At 72.3% G+C, this 18,179-nt stretch carries 16 protein-coding genes, 1 pseudogene and 1 riboswitch; of the genes and pseudogenes, 15 read left to right on the forward strand and 2 right to left on the reverse strand.

The window, feature by feature from the left end; translation table 11 throughout:
* Both VR45_RS04305 and VR45_RS04310 read left to right on the forward strand, forming a co-directional pair.
* The coding region (locus VR45_RS04305; protein WP_045938330.1) for an AAA family ATPase at nucleotides 1-691 on the forward strand (691 nt) is incomplete at its 5' end.
* A gap of 83 nt (nucleotides 692-774) precedes the next feature.
* Nucleotides 775-1,608, forward strand: coding sequence for a DNA-formamidopyrimidine glycosylase family protein (locus VR45_RS04310; protein ID WP_045938331.1), 834 nt, complete (start codon nucleotides 775-777; stop codon nucleotides 1,606-1,608).
* A gap of 30 nt (nucleotides 1,609-1,638) precedes the next feature.
* On the opposite strand, the gene VR45_RS04315 is transcribed toward VR45_RS04310, so the two are convergent.
* Entirely contained in the window at nucleotides 1,639-2,055 is a 417-nt protein-coding gene (locus VR45_RS04315) for a metalloregulator ArsR/SmtB family transcription factor (RefSeq protein WP_078896223.1), read from the reverse strand.
* Between the two features lie 83 nt (nucleotides 2,056-2,138).
* Nucleotides 2,139-2,332, forward strand: a riboswitch (cobalamin riboswitch).
* Nucleotides 2,333-2,363: 31 nt separating this feature from the next.
* On the opposite strand from VR45_RS04315, the gene VR45_RS04320 reads away from it, so the two are divergent.
* The 6 genes from VR45_RS04320 (at nucleotide 2,364) to VR45_RS46660 (ending at nucleotide 7,942) form a co-directional block, all read left to right on the forward strand.
* Nucleotides 2,364-3,509 (forward strand): HoxN/HupN/NixA family nickel/cobalt transporter, encoded by a 1,146-nt coding sequence (locus VR45_RS04320; RefSeq protein WP_045938332.1) that lies wholly within the window; start codon nucleotides 2,364-2,366, stop codon nucleotides 3,507-3,509.
* A gap of 64 nt (nucleotides 3,510-3,573) precedes the next feature.
* Entirely contained in the window at nucleotides 3,574-4,680 is a 1,107-nt protein-coding gene (locus VR45_RS04325) for an aminopeptidase P family protein (RefSeq protein WP_045938333.1), read from the forward strand.
* A gap of 66 nt (nucleotides 4,681-4,746) precedes the next feature.
* Entirely contained in the window at nucleotides 4,747-5,310 is a 564-nt protein-coding gene (gene efp, locus VR45_RS04330) for an elongation factor P (protein WP_030396065.1), read from the forward strand.
* A gap of 4 nt (nucleotides 5,311-5,314) precedes the next feature.
* Nucleotides 5,315-5,752, forward strand: a complete 438-nt coding sequence (gene nusB, locus VR45_RS04335) for a transcription antitermination factor NusB (RefSeq protein WP_030396066.1) — start codon at nucleotides 5,315-5,317, stop codon at nucleotides 5,750-5,752.
* Between the two features lie 159 nt (nucleotides 5,753-5,911).
* Nucleotides 5,912-6,751: a thioesterase family protein gene (locus VR45_RS04340; RefSeq protein WP_045938334.1), complete on the forward strand. Its 840-nt coding sequence runs from the start codon at nucleotides 5,912-5,914 to the stop codon at nucleotides 6,749-6,751.
* 270 nt (nucleotides 6,752-7,021) lie between these two features.
* Complete coding sequence (locus tag VR45_RS46660; RefSeq protein ID WP_045938335.1) at nucleotides 7,022-7,942, forward strand: hypothetical protein; 921 nt, start codon at nucleotides 7,022-7,024, stop codon at nucleotides 7,940-7,942.
* 155 nt (nucleotides 7,943-8,097) lie between these two features.
* Here the strand turns inward: VR45_RS46660 and VR45_RS04350 are convergent, their stop codons facing one another.
* On the reverse strand, nucleotides 8,098-8,601 hold the full coding sequence (locus tag VR45_RS04350; protein ID WP_030300254.1) for a transcriptional regulator: 504 nt from the start codon (nucleotides 8,599-8,601) through the stop codon (nucleotides 8,098-8,100).
* A gap of 330 nt (nucleotides 8,602-8,931) precedes the next feature.
* Here VR45_RS04350 and pyrR point away from each other — a divergent pair, with 330 nt between their 5' ends.
* From pyrR to VR45_RS04385, 7 genes and pseudogenes are all read left to right on the forward strand, one after another.
* Entirely contained in the window at nucleotides 8,932-9,555 is a 624-nt protein-coding gene (gene pyrR / locus VR45_RS04355; protein ID WP_030396069.1) for a bifunctional pyr operon transcriptional regulator/uracil phosphoribosyltransferase PyrR, read from the forward strand.
* A 5-nt stretch (nucleotides 9,556-9,560) separates the two neighbouring features.
* On the forward strand, nucleotides 9,561-10,538 hold the full coding sequence (locus tag VR45_RS04360; protein ID WP_045938336.1) for an aspartate carbamoyltransferase catalytic subunit: 978 nt from the start codon (nucleotides 9,561-9,563) through the stop codon (nucleotides 10,536-10,538).
* On the forward strand, nucleotides 10,535-11,839 hold the full coding sequence (locus VR45_RS04365; protein WP_030396071.1) for a dihydroorotase: 1,305 nt from the start codon (nucleotides 10,535-10,537) through the stop codon (nucleotides 11,837-11,839). The genes VR45_RS04360 and VR45_RS04365 overlap by 4 nt, the downstream gene beginning before the upstream one ends.
* Nucleotides 11,836-12,450, forward strand: a complete 615-nt coding sequence (locus VR45_RS04370) for a hypothetical protein (RefSeq protein WP_045938337.1) — start codon at nucleotides 11,836-11,838, stop codon at nucleotides 12,448-12,450. The genes VR45_RS04365 and VR45_RS04370 overlap by 4 nt, the downstream gene beginning before the upstream one ends.
* Nucleotides 12,447-13,637, forward strand: a complete 1,191-nt coding sequence (carA, locus tag VR45_RS04375) for a glutamine-hydrolyzing carbamoyl-phosphate synthase small subunit (protein ID WP_045938338.1) — start codon at nucleotides 12,447-12,449, stop codon at nucleotides 13,635-13,637. Before VR45_RS04370 ends, carA begins: the two co-directional genes overlap by 4 nt.
* Nucleotides 13,630-16,961, forward strand: a pseudogene (gene carB, locus VR45_RS04380) (carbamoyl-phosphate synthase large subunit). The gene carA and the pseudogene carB overlap by 8 nt, the downstream one beginning before the upstream one ends.
* Nucleotides 16,962-17,027: 66 nt before the next feature.
* On the forward strand, nucleotides 17,028-18,140 hold the full coding sequence (locus tag VR45_RS04385; protein WP_045938339.1) for a quinone-dependent dihydroorotate dehydrogenase: 1,113 nt from the start codon (nucleotides 17,028-17,030) through the stop codon (nucleotides 18,138-18,140).
* The last annotated feature ends 39 nt before the right edge of the window (nucleotides 18,141-18,179 follow it).

Below are 18,179 nucleotides of genomic sequence, written 5' to 3' on the forward strand. Positions count from 1 at the left end.
GTCCGGCCCTCCGCCGGCCTCGGCCGCGCCGCCCGCGCCGGCCCCGGTGCCCGCGGGCTCCACCGGGCACTTCCTGCTGCCCTCCGGCGCGCCCGTCCAGCTGCCCGCCCGGCCGCCGCAGCAGCACGCGCCCGCCGGCCCGATCGCGGTGCTGCTGATCGGTCCGGCCGGTGCCGGCAAGACCACCGTCGCCCGGCACTGGGCCGAGCGGCGCCCCACCCCGACCGCGCACATCAGCCTCGACGACGTCCGGGAGTGGGTGCAGTCCGGCTTCGCCAACCCGCAGTCCGGCTGGAACAACGCCTCCGAGGCGCAGTACCGGCTGGCCCGCCGGACCTGCGGCTTCGCCTGCCGCAACTACCTCGCCAACGGCATCTCCTGCATCATCGACGACGCGGTCTTCCCCGACCGCCCGGCGATCGGCCTCGGCGGCTGGAAGCGGCACATCGGGCCCGGCATGATCCCGGTGGTGCTGCTGCCCAGCCTCGACTCGGTGCTCCACCGCAACGCCCGGCGCAGCGGGAACCGCCGGCTCGGCGACGAGGAGGTGGCCCGGATCCACGGCCGGATGGCCGGCTGGTACAACTCCGGGCTGCCGATCATCGACAACTCCCACCTCGACGTGGCCGCCACCGCCGCCGAGCTCGACCGGGTGATCCTGGCCCGGCTGATGGGCATCCCGGTCCGCTGAGGGGCCTGTGCGCCCGGCGGGTCTGTCGGTGCCGACTGCGATGATGGACGGGTCCTGAACGTTCGACCGGGGGAGCCGCGCCCGTGCCGGAAGGCCACATCATCCACCGCCTCGCCGCCGAGAACCAGCGTGCCTTCGGCGGCCGGGCGGTCCGTGCCAGCAGCCCGCAGGGGCGGTTCGCGGACGGTGCCGAGCTGATCGACGGACGGGAGTTGGAGGCGGCGGAGGCCGTCGGCAAGCACCTGTTCCTCGGCTTCGGCGAGGACGCCTGGGTGCACATCCACCTCGGCCTGTACGGGGGCTTCACCTTCGGCGCGATCGGCGACGGCCCGGTGCCCGCGCCGGTCGGTCTGGTCCGGCTGCGGCTGGAGAACGACGAGCACGTCGCCGATCTGCGCGGCCCCAACACCTGCGCGCTGATCACCGGCGCCGAGAAGGCCGCGGTGGCCGCCAGGCTCGGACCCGACCCGCTGCGCGCCGACGCCGACCCGGACGCCGCCTGGCGGCGGATGGCGGCCAGCCGGACGACGGTCGCCGCCCTGTTGATGGACCAGAAGGTGCTGGCCGGGGTGGGGAACGTCTACCGCGCCGAGGTGCTGTTCCGGCACGGCATCGATCCGCACCGGACGGGGCGCGAGCTGCTCCGGGCCGAGTGGGACGCGATCTGGGCCGACCTGGTCGCGCTGATGCGCGAGGGCGTCGGCGCGGGGCGCATCGACACGGTGCGCCCGGAGCACACCCCCGAGGCGATGGGCCGTCCGCCGCGGGTCGACGACCACGGCGGCGAGGTGTACGTCTACCGCCGGGCCGGGATGCCGTGCCTGGTCTGCGCCACCGAGGTCCGGGCCGAGGAGCACGCCTCCCGCAATCTGTTCTGGTGCCCGTCCTGCCAGCCGGCCGGTACCCCGGCTCGCTGACGGGGCCGCCGTCCGGGCGACCGGCCGGGGTCAGCCGGTCGCTACGTCGTGCTCGGAATGCTCGGAATGCTCGGAATGCTCGTGGTGCTCGGGGGTGTCGACGGCGCACGCGTCCAGCAGGGGGCGCAGGTCTGCGTCCACGAGCCGGTAGCGCACGACACGTCCCTCCTTCTCGCCGGTCACCACCCCGGCCGTCCGGAGCAGCCGCAGGGCTTGGGAGACGGCGGGGTCGCGCATGCCGGTGGCGACCGCCAGGTCGGTGACGGCGAGCGGCCCGGTGCGGTGCAGCGCGAGCAGCAGGGCGAGGCGGCCGGGGTCGGCGAGCAGCGAGAAGCGCTCGGCCCAGGAGCGGACGTGGGCGGTGTCGCCGATCGCCGCGATGGCCTCGCAGACCCGGTGCCCGTCGATGGTGCGGTGGCCCGCGCGGTCGGCCGGTACGAGATGCATACGGGCCATTCTCGCAGGCGGGGCGCTGTGATCCTGGACACCTGCGCAGGTGCGCAGCCTTGCAAGGGTTGCCGCCCGCCCCCTACGGTGTTGCCCGCCGTGGTGCTCGGGAAGACCGGTGACGGACCCTCAGGGGTCCCAGTCCGGAGCGGCCCTCGCCACTGTGATCGGGGGGAAGTGTCCGTACCCATCTCGCCACTGGGCGCCTCGCGCGCCTGGGAAGGCGGGTACGGGAGCCCCGTCAGCCAGGAGACCGGCCGCGGCATCTCACGAAGTATTTCCACGAGGTGCTGGAGCGTGATCCCAGGATGACCCTGCCCGAAACCGTCGCCGCCCCGGCGGCGCCCACCGCCCTGCCCACCTTCCGATGGCGGCGGGAGGACACCGTACGGACCGCCGGCCTGATGGGCGTGATCCTGGCCATGCACGTGGTGGCCTTCGGAACGCTGATCTTCCTGGTCGCACCGGAGAAGTACGAGGTGGGCACCCAGGTCTTCGGGGTGGGCCTGGGCATCACCGCGTACACCCTCGGCATGCGGCACGCCTTCGACGCCGACCACATCGCGGTGATCGACAACACCACTCGGAAGCTGATGGCGGACGGCAAGCGGCCGGTCTCGGTCGGCTTCTGGTTCGCGCTCGGCCACTCCTCGATGGTGGTGCTGATGGCCGCCCTGGTGGCGGGCGGCGCGCAGCTGGCCAGCACCCTGATGGACGACGAGTCCACCACCCACCAGTGGCTGGGCATGGTCGGCACCTCGGCCTCCGGGGCCTTCCTCTACCTGATCGGCGCGCTCAACCTGGCCGCGCTGTTCGGCATCCTCAAGGTCTTCCGCTCGATGCGGGAGGGCCGGTTCGACGAGGCCGAGCTGGAGGACCACCTCAACTCGCGCGGCCTGCTGGCCCGGGTGCTGAACCGGGCCACCCGCTCGATCACCCGCCCCGGCCAGATGTTCCCGGTCGGCATGGTGCTCGGCCTGGGCTTCGACACCGCGACCGAGGTGACCCTGATGGTGATGGCGGGCTCCGGCGCGGCCTCCGGCCTGCCCTGGTACGCGATCGTCTGCCTGCCGCTGCTGTTCGCGGCCGGGATGAGCCTGTTCGACACCCTGGACGGCACCTTCATGAACTTCGCCTACCAGTGGGCGTTCTCCAACCCGGTGCGCAAGGTGTACTACAACCTGACCATCACCGGACTGTCCATCGCGGTGGCGTTCATCATCGGGACCATCGAACTCGTCGGCGTGCTGCACGAGAAGCTGGACCTCACCGACCCGGTGACCGGCTGGATCGCGGACATCACCCTGGACAACGTCGGCTACGCCATCGTCGGCCTGTTCGTCGTCGTCTGGGCCGCCGCCATCGCCTACTGGCGCCTCGCCGGCGTCGAGAAGAAGTGGGCCGCCCCGGCCGCCGCCGCCGCTTCGGCCCCTGCCCCGGCCCCCGTCGAGTAGCCCGCCGGGCCCGGGTGGGGGCGTTCGGCGGGCGGATCGGGGGCGGGGTTCGTAGGCTCGACGCATGGCTGATGCGTACGCGGGCCGGCGGGAGCGGTTGCGGGAGCACTGCGGTGCGTCCGGGACCGACGCGGCGCTGATCACCCGGGCGGCGAACGTGCGGTACCTCACCGGGTGCCCGCCGTGCGGGGCGACCCTGCTGCTGACCCGGGACCGGGCGCTGCTGGCGCTGCCCGACGACCTGCCGCCGGACGACACCGGGGAGCACCTGATCTCGCCCGAGGTGACCCGGCTGGAGGTGGCGGCCGGGGCGGACACCGCGCTGGCCGCGGCCGGCGCCGCGGCGGGGCTGCGGGTGGCCGGGCTGGCGGTGGAGGAGCACGATCTGACGGTCACCCGGCACCGCGCCGTGGCCGGGCTGGTCGAGGGCACCCGGCTGGCGGACGTCGGACAGGCGGTCGAGCGGCTGCGGGTGGTCAAGGACGAGTACGAGATCGCCGATCTGCGGATCGCCGCGGAGATCGCCGACCAGGCGCTCGGCGAGCTGCTGGAGTCGATCCTGGTCGGCCGGACCGAGCGGCACCTGGCGATGGAGCTGGAGCGCCGGATGATCGACCACGGCGCGGACCGCGCGGCCTTCCCGGTCTCGGTCGGCACCGGCAGCCACTCGGGCCAGCAGGCGCACCAGCCCACCGACCGCCGGGTCGAGGAGGGCGACTTCCTGACCGTGGTGCTCGGCGCCCGGTACCGGGGCTACGGGGTCTCGACCGCCCGGACCTTCGTGATCGGCGCGGCCCCGGCCCCCTGGCAGGTCGAGCTGCACCGGCTGGTGTTCCGGGCCCAGCGGGCCGGCCGGGAGGCGCTCGGCCCGGGGGTCGAGCAGCATGTGCCCGACCAGGCGGCGCGGGAGATTCTGCAGTCCGCCGGGCACACGGAGACCTCTCCGCACCCGGTCGGCCACGGCATCGGGCTGGAGATCCGGGAGGCACCGCGTCTCGGCCCCACGGACATGGGTAAACTGGACAGCCGCGTGCCGGTCACTGTCGGCCCGGGAGTCCACCTCCCGGGACGCGGCGGGGTCCGGATCGAGGACACGCTCGTCGTTCGCCCCCTTGAGGAGGGCGGGCCCGAGCTGCTCACCATCACCACCAAGGAGCTCCTCGCCCTGTGACACAGGTGTGTCCCAGGACGCGACCCCTTGGTTCCTTGACAGCTATATCCAGGAGTTAGTGCGCCCGTGGCTTCCACGAACGATCTCAAGAACGGCATGGTTCTCAAGCTGGACGGCGGGAAGCTCTGGTCCGTCGTCGAGTTCCAGCACGTCAAGCCCGGCAAGGGCCCGGCCTTCGTGCGCACCAAGCTCAAGGAGGTCCTGACGGGCAAGGTCGTCGACAAGACCTTCAACGCCGGCACCAAGGTCGAGACTGCGAACGTCGACAAGCGCACCATGCAGTTCTCGTACAAGGACGGCGAGAACTACGTGTTCATGGACATGGACACCTTCGACCAGCTGACCATCGAGCCGGTCGTCGTCGGTGACGCCGCCAAGTACCTGCTCGAGGGCTTCGACGCGCTCGTCGCCGTGAACGAGGGCGCGGTGCTGTACATCGAGCTCCCGGCCGCCGTCGAGCTGGTCATCGCCGAGACCGAGCCGGGCGTCCAGGGCGACCGCTCCACCGGTGGCACCAAGCCGGCCACGCTGGAGACCGGCGCCGAGATCCAGGTCCCGCTCTTCGTGACCACCGGCGAGAAGGTCAAGGTCGACACCCGCGACGGCAGCTACCTCGGCCGGGTGAAGTAAGTCCGTGTCGTCCGCACGCACCAAGGCCCGCACGCGAGCCTTCCAGATCCTGTTCGAGGCCGACCACCGTGGGGTCGACCCGCTGACGGTCCTCGCCGACTGGGTGGCCCGGGCCCGGGAGCCCAAGCCGGACGAGGGCACCCCTCAGGTCGGCGAGTACACCATGGAGCTGGTGGAGGGGTACGTCCAGTACGCCCGCCGGATCGATGAGCTGATCTCGCAGTACGCCGTCGGCTGGACGCTCGACCGGATGCCGATCGCGGACCGCAACGTCCTGCGGCTCGGCGCCTACGAGCTGATCTGGGAGGACAGCGTCCCGGACGCGGTCGTCGTCGACGAGGCGGTGGAGATCGCCAAGGAGTACTCCACCGACGACTCCCCGGCGTTCGTCAACGGCCTGCTGGCCCGCTTCATGGAGCTCAAGCCGAGCATCCGTCGCTGAGGCGCGCACCTGTACCGACGGCCGTCGGACCGGAAACGGTCCGGCGGCCGTTCGGCATGTTCACCCGGTCGGCGTATGGTGGCCCTACTCGTCAGTAACCTGGTGCTCCGGCGGCCCACGCCCGCCGGTGACCCCGTAGTGAAGGGCAGGCCACCCCCCATGACCACGGCGATCCGCAGCGAGTTCGATCAGGGCATCGCCCTCACCCCGCACCCGGACGAGCCCGGCCGCTACGACGGCGAACTCGGCGCCGGGTGGCAGATCGGCGGCGGCGTCAACGGCGGACTGCTGCTGGCCGTCGCCGGCCACGCGCTCTCGCTCACGCACACGGCCCGCCCGGAGAGCGCCGACCACACCGACCCGGTGTCGATCAGCGGCTACTACCTCTCCGCCGCCACCCCCGGGCCGGCCACCGTGCGCACCGAGGTCGTCCGCACCGGCCGCACCCTCTCCACCGGCACCGCCGCGCTCAGCCAGGGCGGCGTGGAACGGCTGCGGGTGCTCGCCACCCACGGCGACCTCGCCACCCACGACGGCGAGGTGCGGACCAGCGCCACCCCGCCGCAGCTGCCGCCGCCGGACCAGTGCATCGGCGTCGAGCACGCGCCCAAGGAGCTGATCGCGCAGGCCGCGCTGCTGGAGCGGTTCGACATGCGGCTCGACCCGGCGACCATCGGCTGGGCGCTCGGCCAGCCGTCCGGCACCGGCCGGATCCAGGGCTGGTTCCGGCTCGCCGACGGCCGCGAGCCCGACCCGCTGCTGCTCCTGCTGGTCGCCGACGCGCTGCCGCCGGTCACCTTCGACCTCGGGATGCCGGGCTGGGCGCCGACCGTGGAGCTGACGGTGCATCTGCGGGCCAAGCCCGCCCCGGGCTGGCTGCGGGTCGTGCACGCGACCCGGAACCTGGCGGGCGGGTACTTCGAGGAGGACGCCGAGGTCTGGGACGAGACCGGCCGCCTGGTCGCCCAGTCCCGGCAACTCGCGCGCGTGCCGAGGTAATTCGCCCGGTCGTGGGGGAGGGGTCTCGGGGCGGGGGCGCCCGCTCGGATCGGGGGCGCTCGTTCAGGGGTGTGCGCGGGCGTGGGTGGCTGAAACGGTGTGAGCGGGTGGGCACGGGGTGTGACGACGGCGCCTCGCGCGGGGCGGATGCGCGGGGCGCGACCGCCCGGGCGCACAACCGTGCGTGACTCCAAACATCCGATTCACCCTCGGTTACATTCCTGTGACACGTCGTACGTGTGCGCCACGCGGGGCGTCCGAGGAGCCCCGATGAGCCGCAACGGCCGCGCCCGCCGCACCCCCGACTGCACCGCCGCCGGCCACCGCCCCCGGGTCCGTCCGCGCGCCGCCGCCGAGCGGGCCGAGGGCTGCGAGCGGCAGCGGTCCGAGGGGGCCGGCCAGGCCTTCGTGATCGGGGTGCTCACCAGCGCGGCGGACTTCGAGGAGGCCCGCGCCTGGCAGCTGTCGGACGCCCCGGACCACGAGCGGTACCTCGCCGAGACCGCCGAACTGCTCGCCGACGCCCGGCGGCGGTTCGACACCGTCCGGGCGCGGATGTTCCACCCGCAGGACTTCGCCGAGTTCTGTCTGCTGCACGGCCTCGACCCGGCGGAGCCGGCCGCCCGCGAGCGCTACCTGGTCAACCCGCCGCTGCGAACCCAGCTGTTGGCCTATCAGGGCGAGGAGCTGGTCGGCGACTTCCTGCCCCGGCTGGTCCGGGCCCGGGAGAACGGGCTGACCCTGCGGCACGCCGACCTGCTGCTCGACGGCCGCCTCCACGGTGAGCGCGACGAGGCCGTGCGCGGCGCCTACGAGCAGGGCGCCGAGGTGTTCCGCCGGATGCTGCTGGGGGCCGGCAGCGGCGTCTACGAGCTGCGGCTGTCGGTGGACGCCCCCGGCGGGCGGCTGACCGCGGCGGCCCGGGTGCTCCAGTGGGAGGACGGCGTGGTGCGGATCAACGACGAGGACCTCGAGCTGCTCTGCGCGGTGCTCTGCGCCGGGCTGGCCCGGGGGCTGCCCGGTCTCGCGGTGCTGCACGGCGCGCAGGGCTCGGCGGCGGCCTGCGGGGAGTACCGGCCGACCGCCTGGGCCTGGGTCAGCGAGGGCCGGGTGTGGACGCCCGCCGCCGGTCCGGTGCGGCTGGACGGCGTGGCGGCCGAGCCGGGCTACCGGCTGGAGACGGTCTGCTGAAAGCCGGGGCGGGCCGCCGGGAGGGCCGCCCGGGAACGCCGCGGCGCGGCACCCTGTACGGGGTGCCGCGCCGTGACGTTTCTGCTGGTGTTCGCCGTTCCCGCTCCCGTTTCGTGGGCCGCGAACCGGGGAGCCGGGAACCGAGGGGCCGGGACTCAGCCCGTCTCCTCCTCGCGCACCGCACGGCGCGCGTCGGGGTTGAGCACGCCCCAGGAGATGAGCTGCTCGGTGAGGATCGACGGCGACTGGTCGTAGATCACGGCCAGGGTGCGCAGGTCGTCCTGGCGGATCGACAGCACCTTGCCGTTGTAGTCGCCGCGCTGGCTCTGGATGGTCGCCGCGTAGCGCTGCAGCGGGCCGGCCTTCTCGGACGGGACCTGGGTCAGTCTCTCCAGGTCGAGGACCAGGCGCGGCGGCGGCTCGGCCGCGCCGCCGGGCGTACCGCCGGGCAGCAGCTCCTGTACCGGGACCCCGTAGAACTCCGCCAGTTCGGCCAGACGCTGCACGGTGACCGCACGGTCTCCACGCTCGTACGAGCCGACGACGACTGCCTTCCAGCGCCCCTGGGACTTCTCCTCGACACCGTGCAGGGAGAGTCCCTGCTGGGTGCGGATGGCTCGGAGCTTGCCTCCGAGCTGCTTCGCGTAGTCGCTGGACATTGATCTCCCCGGACGAGATTGCTTCGCGTTCAGTGGTGGGTCACGGGCGATTGCCGACGCCGTTACCGGTGGGTTCGACGTCCGTCTCGTAACTCACTGTGAGGTTACGTAGAGTGAGGTAGTTGCGTCAAGCCGAATGGGGCAGTCGTGCGAATGGGCCGCATCAGGGGTGCGTCCGGCACGTGAACCAGGGGAAGCGGAACGATGGCCGTCGGTTGGCCGCAGAATCACGCTGGTAGGATGACCGGAGCCCGCGCCGCAGGTCGGCGGGGGTCTCCCGACATCCTTTAAGACCCGTCCCGTGAGGCGGGGAAGGAGGTCCGCTTCGGCATGACCGCACACCAGGAATCCGCACCGAGGCCGCCGCACCAAGTGCTGGACGGCACGGACATCGCCCGGGTCATCACCCGGATAGCGCACGAGATCGTCGAGCGCGCCAAGGGCGCCGAGGACGTCGTGCTGCTGGGCATCCACACCAGGGGTGTCCACCTCGCCCGGCGGCTGCACGCCAGGCTCGCCCAGATCACCGACCAGGACATCCCGCTCGGCACCCTGGACATCACGATGTACCGGGACGATCTGCGGCTGAAGCCCGCCCGCGCCCTGGAGCACACCGAGATCCCGCCCGGCGGCATCGACGGCCGGCTGGTCGTCCTCGTCGACGACGTGCTCTTCTCCGGCCGCACCATCCGTGCCGCGCTCGACGCCCTCAACGACATCGGCCGCCCGCGCGCCGTCCAGCTCGCCGTCCTCGTCGACCGCGGCCACCGCGAGCTGCCGATCCGCGCCGACTACGTGGGCAAGAACCTCCCCACCTCGCTGCGCGAGGCCGTCCAGGTGCGCCTGTCCGACCGCGACGGCGTCGACGCCGTGCTCGTCGGCGACCGCGACTTCGCGGCGCGCTCCTCCCAGGCCCTGGCCGCTCAGGCCACCGAATCGCACCTCCCGGAGTAACCCGCGTGAAGCGCCACCTCGTGTCCGCCGCCGATCTCACCCGCGACGACGCGCTGCTCATCCTGGACACCGCCGAGGAACTCGCCCAGCTGTCCGGCCGGGCGGTCAAGAAGCTCCCCACCCTCCGCGGCCGCACCGTCGTCAACCTCTTCTTCGAGGACTCGACCCGCACCAAGACCTCCTTCGAGGTCGCCGAGAAGCGGCTCTCCGCGGACGTCATCAACTTCTCCGCCAAGGGCTCCTCGGTCTCCAAGGGCGAGAGCCTCAAGGACACCGCCCTGACCCTCCAGGCGATGGGCGCCGACGCGGTCGTCGTCCGGCACCACGCCTCCGGCGCGCCGGCCCGGCTGGCCCAGTCCGACTGGCTGCACGGCAGCGTCATCAACGCCGGTGACGGCACCCACGAGCACCCCACCCAGGCCCTGCTCGACGCCTTCACCATGCGCCGCCACCTCAACCCGGGCGCGGGCAACGACCTGGCCGGGCGGCGGGTGACCATCGTCGGCGACATCCTGCACAGCCGGGTGGCCCGCTCGAACGTCCACCTGCTCACCACGCTCGGCGCCCAGGTGACCTTCGTCGCCCCGCCGACCCTGCTGCCGATCGGGATCGAGAACTGGCCCTGCGAGGTCAGCTACGACCTGGAGAGCGTGCTCCCGAAGACCGACGCGCTGATGATGCTCCGGGTCCAGCGCGAGCGGATGAACGCCGCGTTCTTCCCCACCGAGCGCGAGTACACCCGCCGCTACGGCGTGGACGGCCCGCGGATGGCCCGGCTGCCCGAGCACGCCATCGTCATGCACCCCGGCCCGATGGTCCGCGGCATGGAGATCACCGCCGAGGTCGCCGACTCGCCGCGCTGCACCGTGGTCGAGCAGGTCGCCAACGGCGTCTCCGTCCGGATGGCCGTGCTCTACCTGCTGCTCGGCGGAGCCACCCTCACCGACATCCCCCGCACCGACTCCGTGGAGAGCGCCCAGTGACCACCTACCTGATCCGCAACGCCCAGATCCTCGGCGGCGCTCCGCAGGACCTCCACCTCGTCGACGGTGCGATCGCGGCGATCGGCACCGCCCTGGACGCCACCGCGGACATCGAGATCGACGCCACCGGGCTGATCGTCCTGCCCGGCCTGGTCGACCTGCACACCCACCTGCGCGAGCCCGGCCGGGAGGACGCCGAGACCGTCCTCACCGGCACCCGCGCCGCCGCCAAGGGCGGCTTCACCGCCGTCCACGCGATGGCCAACACCTTCCCGGTGGCCGACACCGCCGGTGTGGTCGAGCAGGTCTGGCGGCTGGGCCAGGAGTCCGGCTACTGCGACGTCCAGCCGGTCGGCGCCGTCACCGTCGGCCTGGAGGGCAAGAAGCTCGCCGAGCTGGGCGCCATGCACGAGTCCGCCGCCGGCGTCCGGGTCTTCTCCGACGACGGCAAGTGCGTCGACGACGCGGTGATGATGCGCCGCGCGCTGGAGTACGTGAAGGCCTTCGACGGTGTCGTGGCCCAGCACGCGCAGGAGCCGCGGCTGACCGAGGGCGCCCAGATGAACGAGGGCCAGGTCTCCGGCGAGCTCGGCCTCGGCGGCTGGCCGGCCGTCGCGGAGGAGGCGATCATCGCCCGGGACGTGCTGCTCGCCGCGCACGTCGGCTCCCGGCTGCACATCTGCCACGTCTCCACCGCCGGCTCGGTCGAGATCGTCCGCTGGGCCAAGGCCAAGGGCTGGGACGTCACCGCCGAGGTCACCCCGCACCACCTGCTGCTGACCGACGAGCTGGTCCGCTCCTACGACCCGGTGTACAAGGTCAACCCGCCGCTGCGCACCGCCGAGGACGTCCAGGCGCTGCGCAAGGCGCTGGCGGACGGCACCATCGACGCCGTCGCCACCGACCACGCGCCGCACCCGGCCGAGGACAAGGACTGCGAGTGGGCCGTGGCCGCGATGGGCATGGTCGGCCTGGAGACCGCGCTGTCCGTGGTGCAGCAGACCATGGTCGACACCGGCCTGCTGAACTGGGAGGGCGTCGCCGACCGGATGTCGCACCGCCCGGCCCGGATCGGCCGCCTCGCGGGGCAGGGCCGGCCGGTCTCGGTGGGTGAGCCCGCAAACCTGGTGCTGTTCGATCCCGCGTACCGTGGTGCCGTGAACCCCGACAGCTTCGCCACCCGCTCCCGCAACACCCCTTACAAGGGCCTCGACCTGCCCGGACGGGTGCACGCCACCTTCCTGCGCGGCACCGCCACGGTGCTGGCCGGCGAGCTGGTCGAGCAGGGTGGCCTCGCGTGAGCTCCACGAACGGCGGCGGCGCCGCGGCGCTGCTGGCCCAGGAGCAGGCCAGGGTCGCCAACTGGCCCGGGTACATCGGCTGGACGGTCGGCCTGCTGCTGATCATCGGCCTCGTGTACTGGCTGATGCGCCAGGGCTGGAACTGGCGCCGCACCCTGCAGTCCGGGATCCCGCCGCTCCCCGCCGTGCCGGAGCGCGCCGGCCGGACCATCCTGGAGAGCAGCGGCCGGTACCACGGCACCACCACCGCCGGGAACTGGCTCGACCGGGTCGTCGCGCACGGCCTGGGCACCCGCAGCCGCGCCGATCTGACCCTCGGCGAGAACGGCCTGCTGGTGCAGCGCCCGGGTGACGTCGACTTCTGGATCCCCGCCGAGCACCTGATCGGTGCCCGGACGGACTCCGGGATCGCCGGCAAGGTCGTCCCGTCCGGGCTCCTCGTCGTCACCTGGACGCTCCCCGGGCCTTCGGCCGGGGGGACCTCCACGGGCACCGACGTGGACTCCGGGTTCCGGTTCGACCACCCCGACGAGCACACCGCCTGGGTCGAGGCGGTCGCTCAGCTCGCAACACGTACGACGACGAAGAAGACGGAAGAGGCCGCGTCATGACCGCACCTGCCCCCACCACGCAGCGCCAACGGCGGGAGCGTGTGCCCGCTGTGCTCGTCCTGGAGGACGGCCGGACCTTCCGGGGCCAGGCCTACGGCGCGACCGGCGAGACCTACGGCGAGGCCGTCTTCAACACCGGCATGTCCGGCTACCAGGAGACCCTCACCGACCCCTCGTACCACCGCCAGGTGGTCGTGATGACCGCCCCGCAGATCGGCAACACCGGCTGGAACGACGAGGACGACGAGTCCAAGCAGATCTGGGTCGCCGGGTACGTCGTCCGCGACCCCGCCCGGGTCGCCTCCAACTGGCGCTCCCGCCGCTCGCTGGACGAGGAGCTGGTGAACCAGGGCATCGTCGGCATCAGCGGCATCGACACCCGGGCGCTCACCCGCCACCTGCGCGAGCGCGGCGCCATGCGCTGCGGCATCTTCTCCGGCGAGGCCCTGGCCGACCCGGCCACGCTGCTCGCCAAGGTGCAGTCCTCGCCCGAGATGAAGGGCGCCGACCTGTGCGCCGAGGTCGCCACCACCGAGCCGTACGTGGTGCCCGCGATCGGTGAGAAGCGCTTCACCGTCGCCGCCCTGGACCTCGGCATCAAGGCGATGACCCCGCAGCGGATGGCCGAGCGCGGCATCGAGGTGCACGTGCTGCCCGCCAACGCGACGATCGAGGACGTCTACGCCGTCAACCCCGACGGCGTGTTCTTCTCCAACGGTCCGGGCGACCCGGCGACCGCCGACCACCAGGTCGCCGTGGCGCAGGGCGTGCTGGAGCGGAAGACCCCGTTCTTCGGGATCTGCTTCGGCAACCAGATCCTCGGCCGCGCGCTGGGCTTCGGCACCTACAAGCTCAAGTACGGCCACCGCGGCATCAACCAGCCGGTGCAGGACCGCACCACCGGCAAGGTCGAGGTGACCGCCCACAACCACGGCTTCGCCGTGAACGCGCCGCTGGACAAGGTCAGCGACACCCCGTACGGGCGGGTCGAGGTCTCCCACGTCTGCCTGAACGACGACGTGGTGGAGGGCCTCCAGGCGCTCGACGTGCCCGCCTTCAGCGTGCAGTACCACCCCGAAGCGGCTGCCGGTCCGCACGACGCGGCCTACCTCTTCGACCGTTTCGTCGAGCTCATGCGAGGCGACGACCAGCACAGCGTGAACCACATGGAGGGCCCGCGTGCCTAAGCGCACTGACATCAAGTCCGTCCTGGTCATCGGGTCCGGCCCGATCGTGATCGGCCAGGCCGCCGAGTTCGACTACTCGGGCACGCAGGCGTGTCGCGTCCTCAAGGCCGAGGGCCTGCGGGTCGTCCTGGTGAACTCCAACCCGGCGACGATCATGACCGACCCGGAGATCGCCGACGCCACCTACGTCGAGCCGATCACCCCGGAGTTCGTCGAGAAGATCATCGCCAAGGAGCGCCCCGACGCCCTGCTGCCGACCCTGGGCGGCCAGACCGCGCTCAACACCGCGATCTCCCTGCACAGCGCCGGCACGCTGGAGAAGTACGGCGTCGAGCTGATCGGCGCCGACGTCGAGGCGATCAACAAGGGCGAGGACCGCGAGCTGTTCAAGGGCGTGGTGAGCTGTTCAAGGGCGTGGTCGAGGCGGTCAACGCCAAGATCGGCCACGGCGAGTCCGCCCGCTCGGTCATCTGCCACACCATGGACGAGGTGCTCGCCGGGGTCGACACCCTGGGCGGCTACCCGGTCGTCGTCCGCCCCTCCTTCACCATGGGCGGCGCCGGCTCCGGCTTCGCCCACGACGAGGACGAGCTGCGCCGCATCGCCGGCCAGGGCCTGACGCTCTCCCCGACCACCGAGGTGCTCCTGGAGGAGTCCATCCTCGGCTGGAAGGAGTACGAGCTCGAGCTGATGCGCGACAAGAACGACAACGTCGTGGTCGTCTGCTCGATCGAGAACTTCGACCCGATGGGCGTGCACACCGGTGACTCGATCACCGTCGCCCCGGCGATGACGCTCACCGACCGCGAGTACCAGATCCTGCGCGACATCGGCATCGCCGTGATCCGCGAGGTCGGCGTCGACACCGGCGGCTGCAACATCCAGTTCGCCGTCAACCCCGACGACGGCCGGGTCATCGTCATCGAGATGAACCCGCGGGTGTCCCGCTCCTCGGCGCTGGCCTCCAAGGCGACCGGCTTCCCGATCGCCAAGATCGCCGCCAAGCTCGCCGTCGGCTACACCCTCGACGAGATCCCCAACGACATCACCGAGCAGACCCCGGCCTCCTTCGAGCCGGCCCTCGACTACGTCGTGGTCAAGGTGCCCCGGTTCGCGTTCGAGAAGTTCCCGAGCGCCGACGCCACCCTCACCACCACCATGAAGTCGGTCGGCGAGGCGATGGCCATGGGCCGCAACTTCCCCGAGGCGCTGCAGAAGGCGCTGCGCTCGCTGGAGAAGAAGGGCTCCCAGTTCACCTGGATCGGCCCGGTGGGCGACAAGGCCGAGCTGCTGGCCAGGGCGGTCGTGCCGACGGACGGCCGGATCAACACCGTGATGCAGGCCATCCGGGCCGGGGCCACCCCGGACGAGGTGTTCGAGTCCACCAAGATCGACCCGTGGTTCGTCGACCAGCTCTTCCTGCTCGACGAGATCGCCACCGAGCTGGCCGAGGCCCCCGAGCTCACCCCCGAGCTGCTGCGCCACGCCAAGCGGCACGGCTTCTCCGACCACCAGGTCGGCGAGATCCGCGGCCTGCGCCCGGACGTGGTCCGCGAGGTCCGGCACGCGCTGGGCATCCGCCCGGTGTTCAAGACCGTCGACACCTGCGCGGCGGAGTTCGCGGCCAGGACCCCGTACTTCTACTCGTCCTACGACGAGGAGAACGAGGTCGCCCCGCGCACCAAGCCCGCGGTGATCATCCTCGGCTCCGGCCCGAACCGCATCGGCCAGGGCATCGAGTTCGACTACTCCTGCGTGCACGCCTCCTTCGCGCTCGCCGACGCCGGGTACGAGACCGTCATGGTCAACTGCAACCCGGAGACCGTCTCCACCGACTACGACACCTCCGACCGGCTCTACTTCGAGCCGCTCACCCTGGAGGACGTGCTGGAGATCGTCCACGCCGAGAAGCAGGCCGGACCGCTCGCCGGTGTGATCGTCCAGCTCGGCGGCCAGACCCCGCTCGGCCTGGCCCAGGCGCTCAAGGACAACGGCGTGCCGATCGTCGGCACCCAGCCGGAGGCCATCGACCTGGCCGAGGAGCGCGGCGCCTTCGGCCGCGTGCTGCGCGACGCGGGCCTGCCCGCCCCCAAGCACGGCACCGCCTTCTCCTTCGCGGAGGCCAAGGCCCTCGCCGACGAGATCGGCTACCCGGTGCTCGCCCGCCCGTCCTACGTGCTCGGCGGACGCGGCATGGAGATCGTCTACGACGAGGAGTCGCTCGCCTCCTACCTGGAGCGGCACGCCGGTCTGATCTCCGAGCACCCGGTGCTGATCGACCGCTTCCTCGACGACGCGGTGGAGATCGACGTCGACGCCCTCTACGACGGCACCGAGCTGTACCTCGGCGGCGTCATGGAGCACATCGAGGAGGCCGGCATCCACTCCGGCGACTCCGCCTGCGCCCTGCCGCCGATCACCCTCGGCGGGTACGACATCAAGCGGCTGCGCGCCTCCACCGAGGCCATCGCCCGCGGCGTCGGGGTGCGCGGTCTGATCAACATCCAGTTCGCGCTCTCCGGCGACATCCTGTACGTCCTGGAGGCCAACCCGCGCGCCTCGCGCACCGTGCCGTTCACCTCCAAGGCGACCGCGGTGCCGCTGGCCAAGGCCGCCGCCCGGGTCTCGCTCGGCGCCACCATCGCCGAGCTGCGCGCCGAGGGCATGCTCCCGGCCGAGGGCGACGGCGGCACCCTGCCGGCGGACGCCCCGATCGCGGTCAAGGAGGCCGTGATGCCGTGGAGCCGCTTCCGCGACGTGCACGGCCGCGGCGTGGACACCGTGCTCGGCCCGGAGATGCGCTCCACCGGCGAGGTCATGGGCCTGGACCGGGTGTTCGGCACCGCCTACGCGAAGGCCCAGGCCGGCGCCTACGGCGCGCTGCCGACCAAGGGCAAGGTCTTCGTCTCGGTCGCCAACCGCGACAAGCGCAACCTGGTCTTCCCGGCCCGCGCGCTGGTCAGCCTGGGCTTCGAGGTGCTCGCCACCGCCGGCACCGCCGAGGTGCTCCAGCGCGGCGGCATCCCGTCGACCCTGGTGCGCAAGCACAGCGAGGGCGAGGGCCCGAACGGCGAGCGGACCATCGTCCAGCTGATCCACGACGGTGAGGTCGACCTCATCATCAACACGCCGTACGGCACCGGCGGCCGCCTCGACGGCTACGAGATCCGCACCGCCGCCGTCGCCCGCGCGGTGCCCTGCCTGACCACCGTGCAGGCCATGGGTGCCGCCGTCCAGGGCATCGACCGGCTGCTGCGCGACGAGGTCGGCGTCATGTCGCTCCAGGAGCACGCCGAGCTGATCAACGCCGGCCGCGCCAACTAGCACCACCGCAGTGGGGGGCACCAGTACCGCCGGGTGCCCCCCACTTCCATGCCCTGGGAGGATCTTGTGTACAAGCTGCTGTTCGACCTCGTGTTCAAGAAGATGGACCCCGAGAAGGCCCACCACCTGGCCTTCTTCTGGATCCGGCTGGCCTCCTCGGTGCCCGGCCTGCGCGGCCTCGTCCGGCTGGTGCTCGCCCCGCGCGACCGGGCGCTGCGCACCGACGCCCTCGGACTCGCCCTGCCGGGACCGTTCGGCCTGGCGGCCGGCTTCGACAAGAACGGGGTCGGCATCGACGGCCTGTCGATGCTCGGCTTCGACTACGTCGAGATCGGCACCGTCACCGGCGAGGCGCAGCCCGGCAACCCGCAGCCGCGGCTGTTCCGGCTGGTCGAGGACCGCGCGCTGATCAACCGGATGGGCTTCAACAACCAGGGCTCGGCCCGGGTCGCCGCCCGGCTGGCCGCGCGCCCGCACACCAGCTCCACCCCGGTCGTCGGCGTCAACATCGGCAAGACCAAGCTGGTCGAGGAGGCCGACGCGGTCGCCGACTACGTGAAGTCCACCGAGCGGCTCGCCCGCTTCGCCGACTACCTGGTGGTCAACGTCAGCTCGCCGAACACCCCCGGGCTGCGCAACCTCCAGGCCGTCGAGCACCTGCGCCCGCTGCTGAGCGCCGTGCGCGAGGCCGCCGACCGGACCACCCCGCACCATGTACCGCTGCTGGTCAAGATCGCCCCCGACCTGGCGGACGAGGACATCGACGAGGTCGCCGACCTGGCCCTGGAGCTGGGCCTGGACGGCATCATCGCGACCAACACCACGATCGGCCGCGAGGGACTGCGCAGCGACGCCGCCCGGGTCGCGGAGATCGGCATGGGCGGCCTGTCCGGCGCCCCGCTCAAGGAGCGCGCGCTGGTGGTCCTCCAGCGGCTGCGCGCCCGTACCGGCGGCCGGCTGACGCTGGTGTCGGTCGGCGGCATCGAGACCGCCGAGGACGCCTGGCAGCGGATCGTCCACGGCGCCGACCTGGTGCAGGGCTACAGCGCCTTCATCTACGAGGGCCCGCTCTGGTGCCGGCGCGTCCACAAGGGCCTGTCGGCGCGCCTGCGGGCCGGCGGCTTCCGCAGCCTGGCCGCGGCCGTCGGCAGCGCGGTCGACGACCGCACGGCCGCCTGAACCCCTCGCTCCCTCCCTCACGCCCTCTCTCCCGCCCCC

Origin of the sequence: Streptomyces sp. NRRL S-495 (assembly GCF_000966955.1) — a bacterium.
GTDB classification, from domain to species: Bacteria; Actinomycetota; Actinomycetes; order Streptomycetales; family Streptomycetaceae; genus Kitasatospora; species Kitasatospora purpeofusca.

Excerpts from the sequence above, each read along its gene's own strand:
- VR45_RS04340 (WP_045938334.1), top strand. The coding sequence starts at position 5,912 with ATGACCACGGCGATCCGCAGCGAGTTCGATCAGGGCATCGCCCTCACC.
- VR45_RS04320 (WP_045938332.1), top strand. The coding sequence starts at position 2,364 with ATGACCCTGCCCGAAACCGTCGCCGCCCCGGCGGCGCCCACCGCCCTG.
- VR45_RS46660 (WP_045938335.1), top strand. The coding sequence starts at position 7,022 with ATGAGCCGCAACGGCCGCGCCCGCCGCACCCCCGACTGCACCGCCGCC.
- VR45_RS04315 (WP_078896223.1), bottom strand. The coding sequence starts at position 2,055 with ATGCATCTCGTACCGGCCGACCGCGCGGGCCACCGCACCATCGACGGG.
- VR45_RS04350 (WP_030300254.1), bottom strand. The coding sequence starts at position 8,601 with ATGTCCAGCGACTACGCGAAGCAGCTCGGAGGCAAGCTCCGAGCCATC.
- pyrR (WP_030396069.1), top strand. The coding sequence starts at position 8,932 with ATGACCGCACACCAGGAATCCGCACCGAGGCCGCCGCACCAAGTGCTG.
- carA (WP_045938338.1), top strand. The coding sequence starts at position 12,447 with ATGACCGCACCTGCCCCCACCACGCAGCGCCAACGGCGGGAGCGTGTG.
- VR45_RS04325 (WP_045938333.1), top strand. The coding sequence starts at position 3,574 with ATGGCTGATGCGTACGCGGGCCGGCGGGAGCGGTTGCGGGAGCACTGC.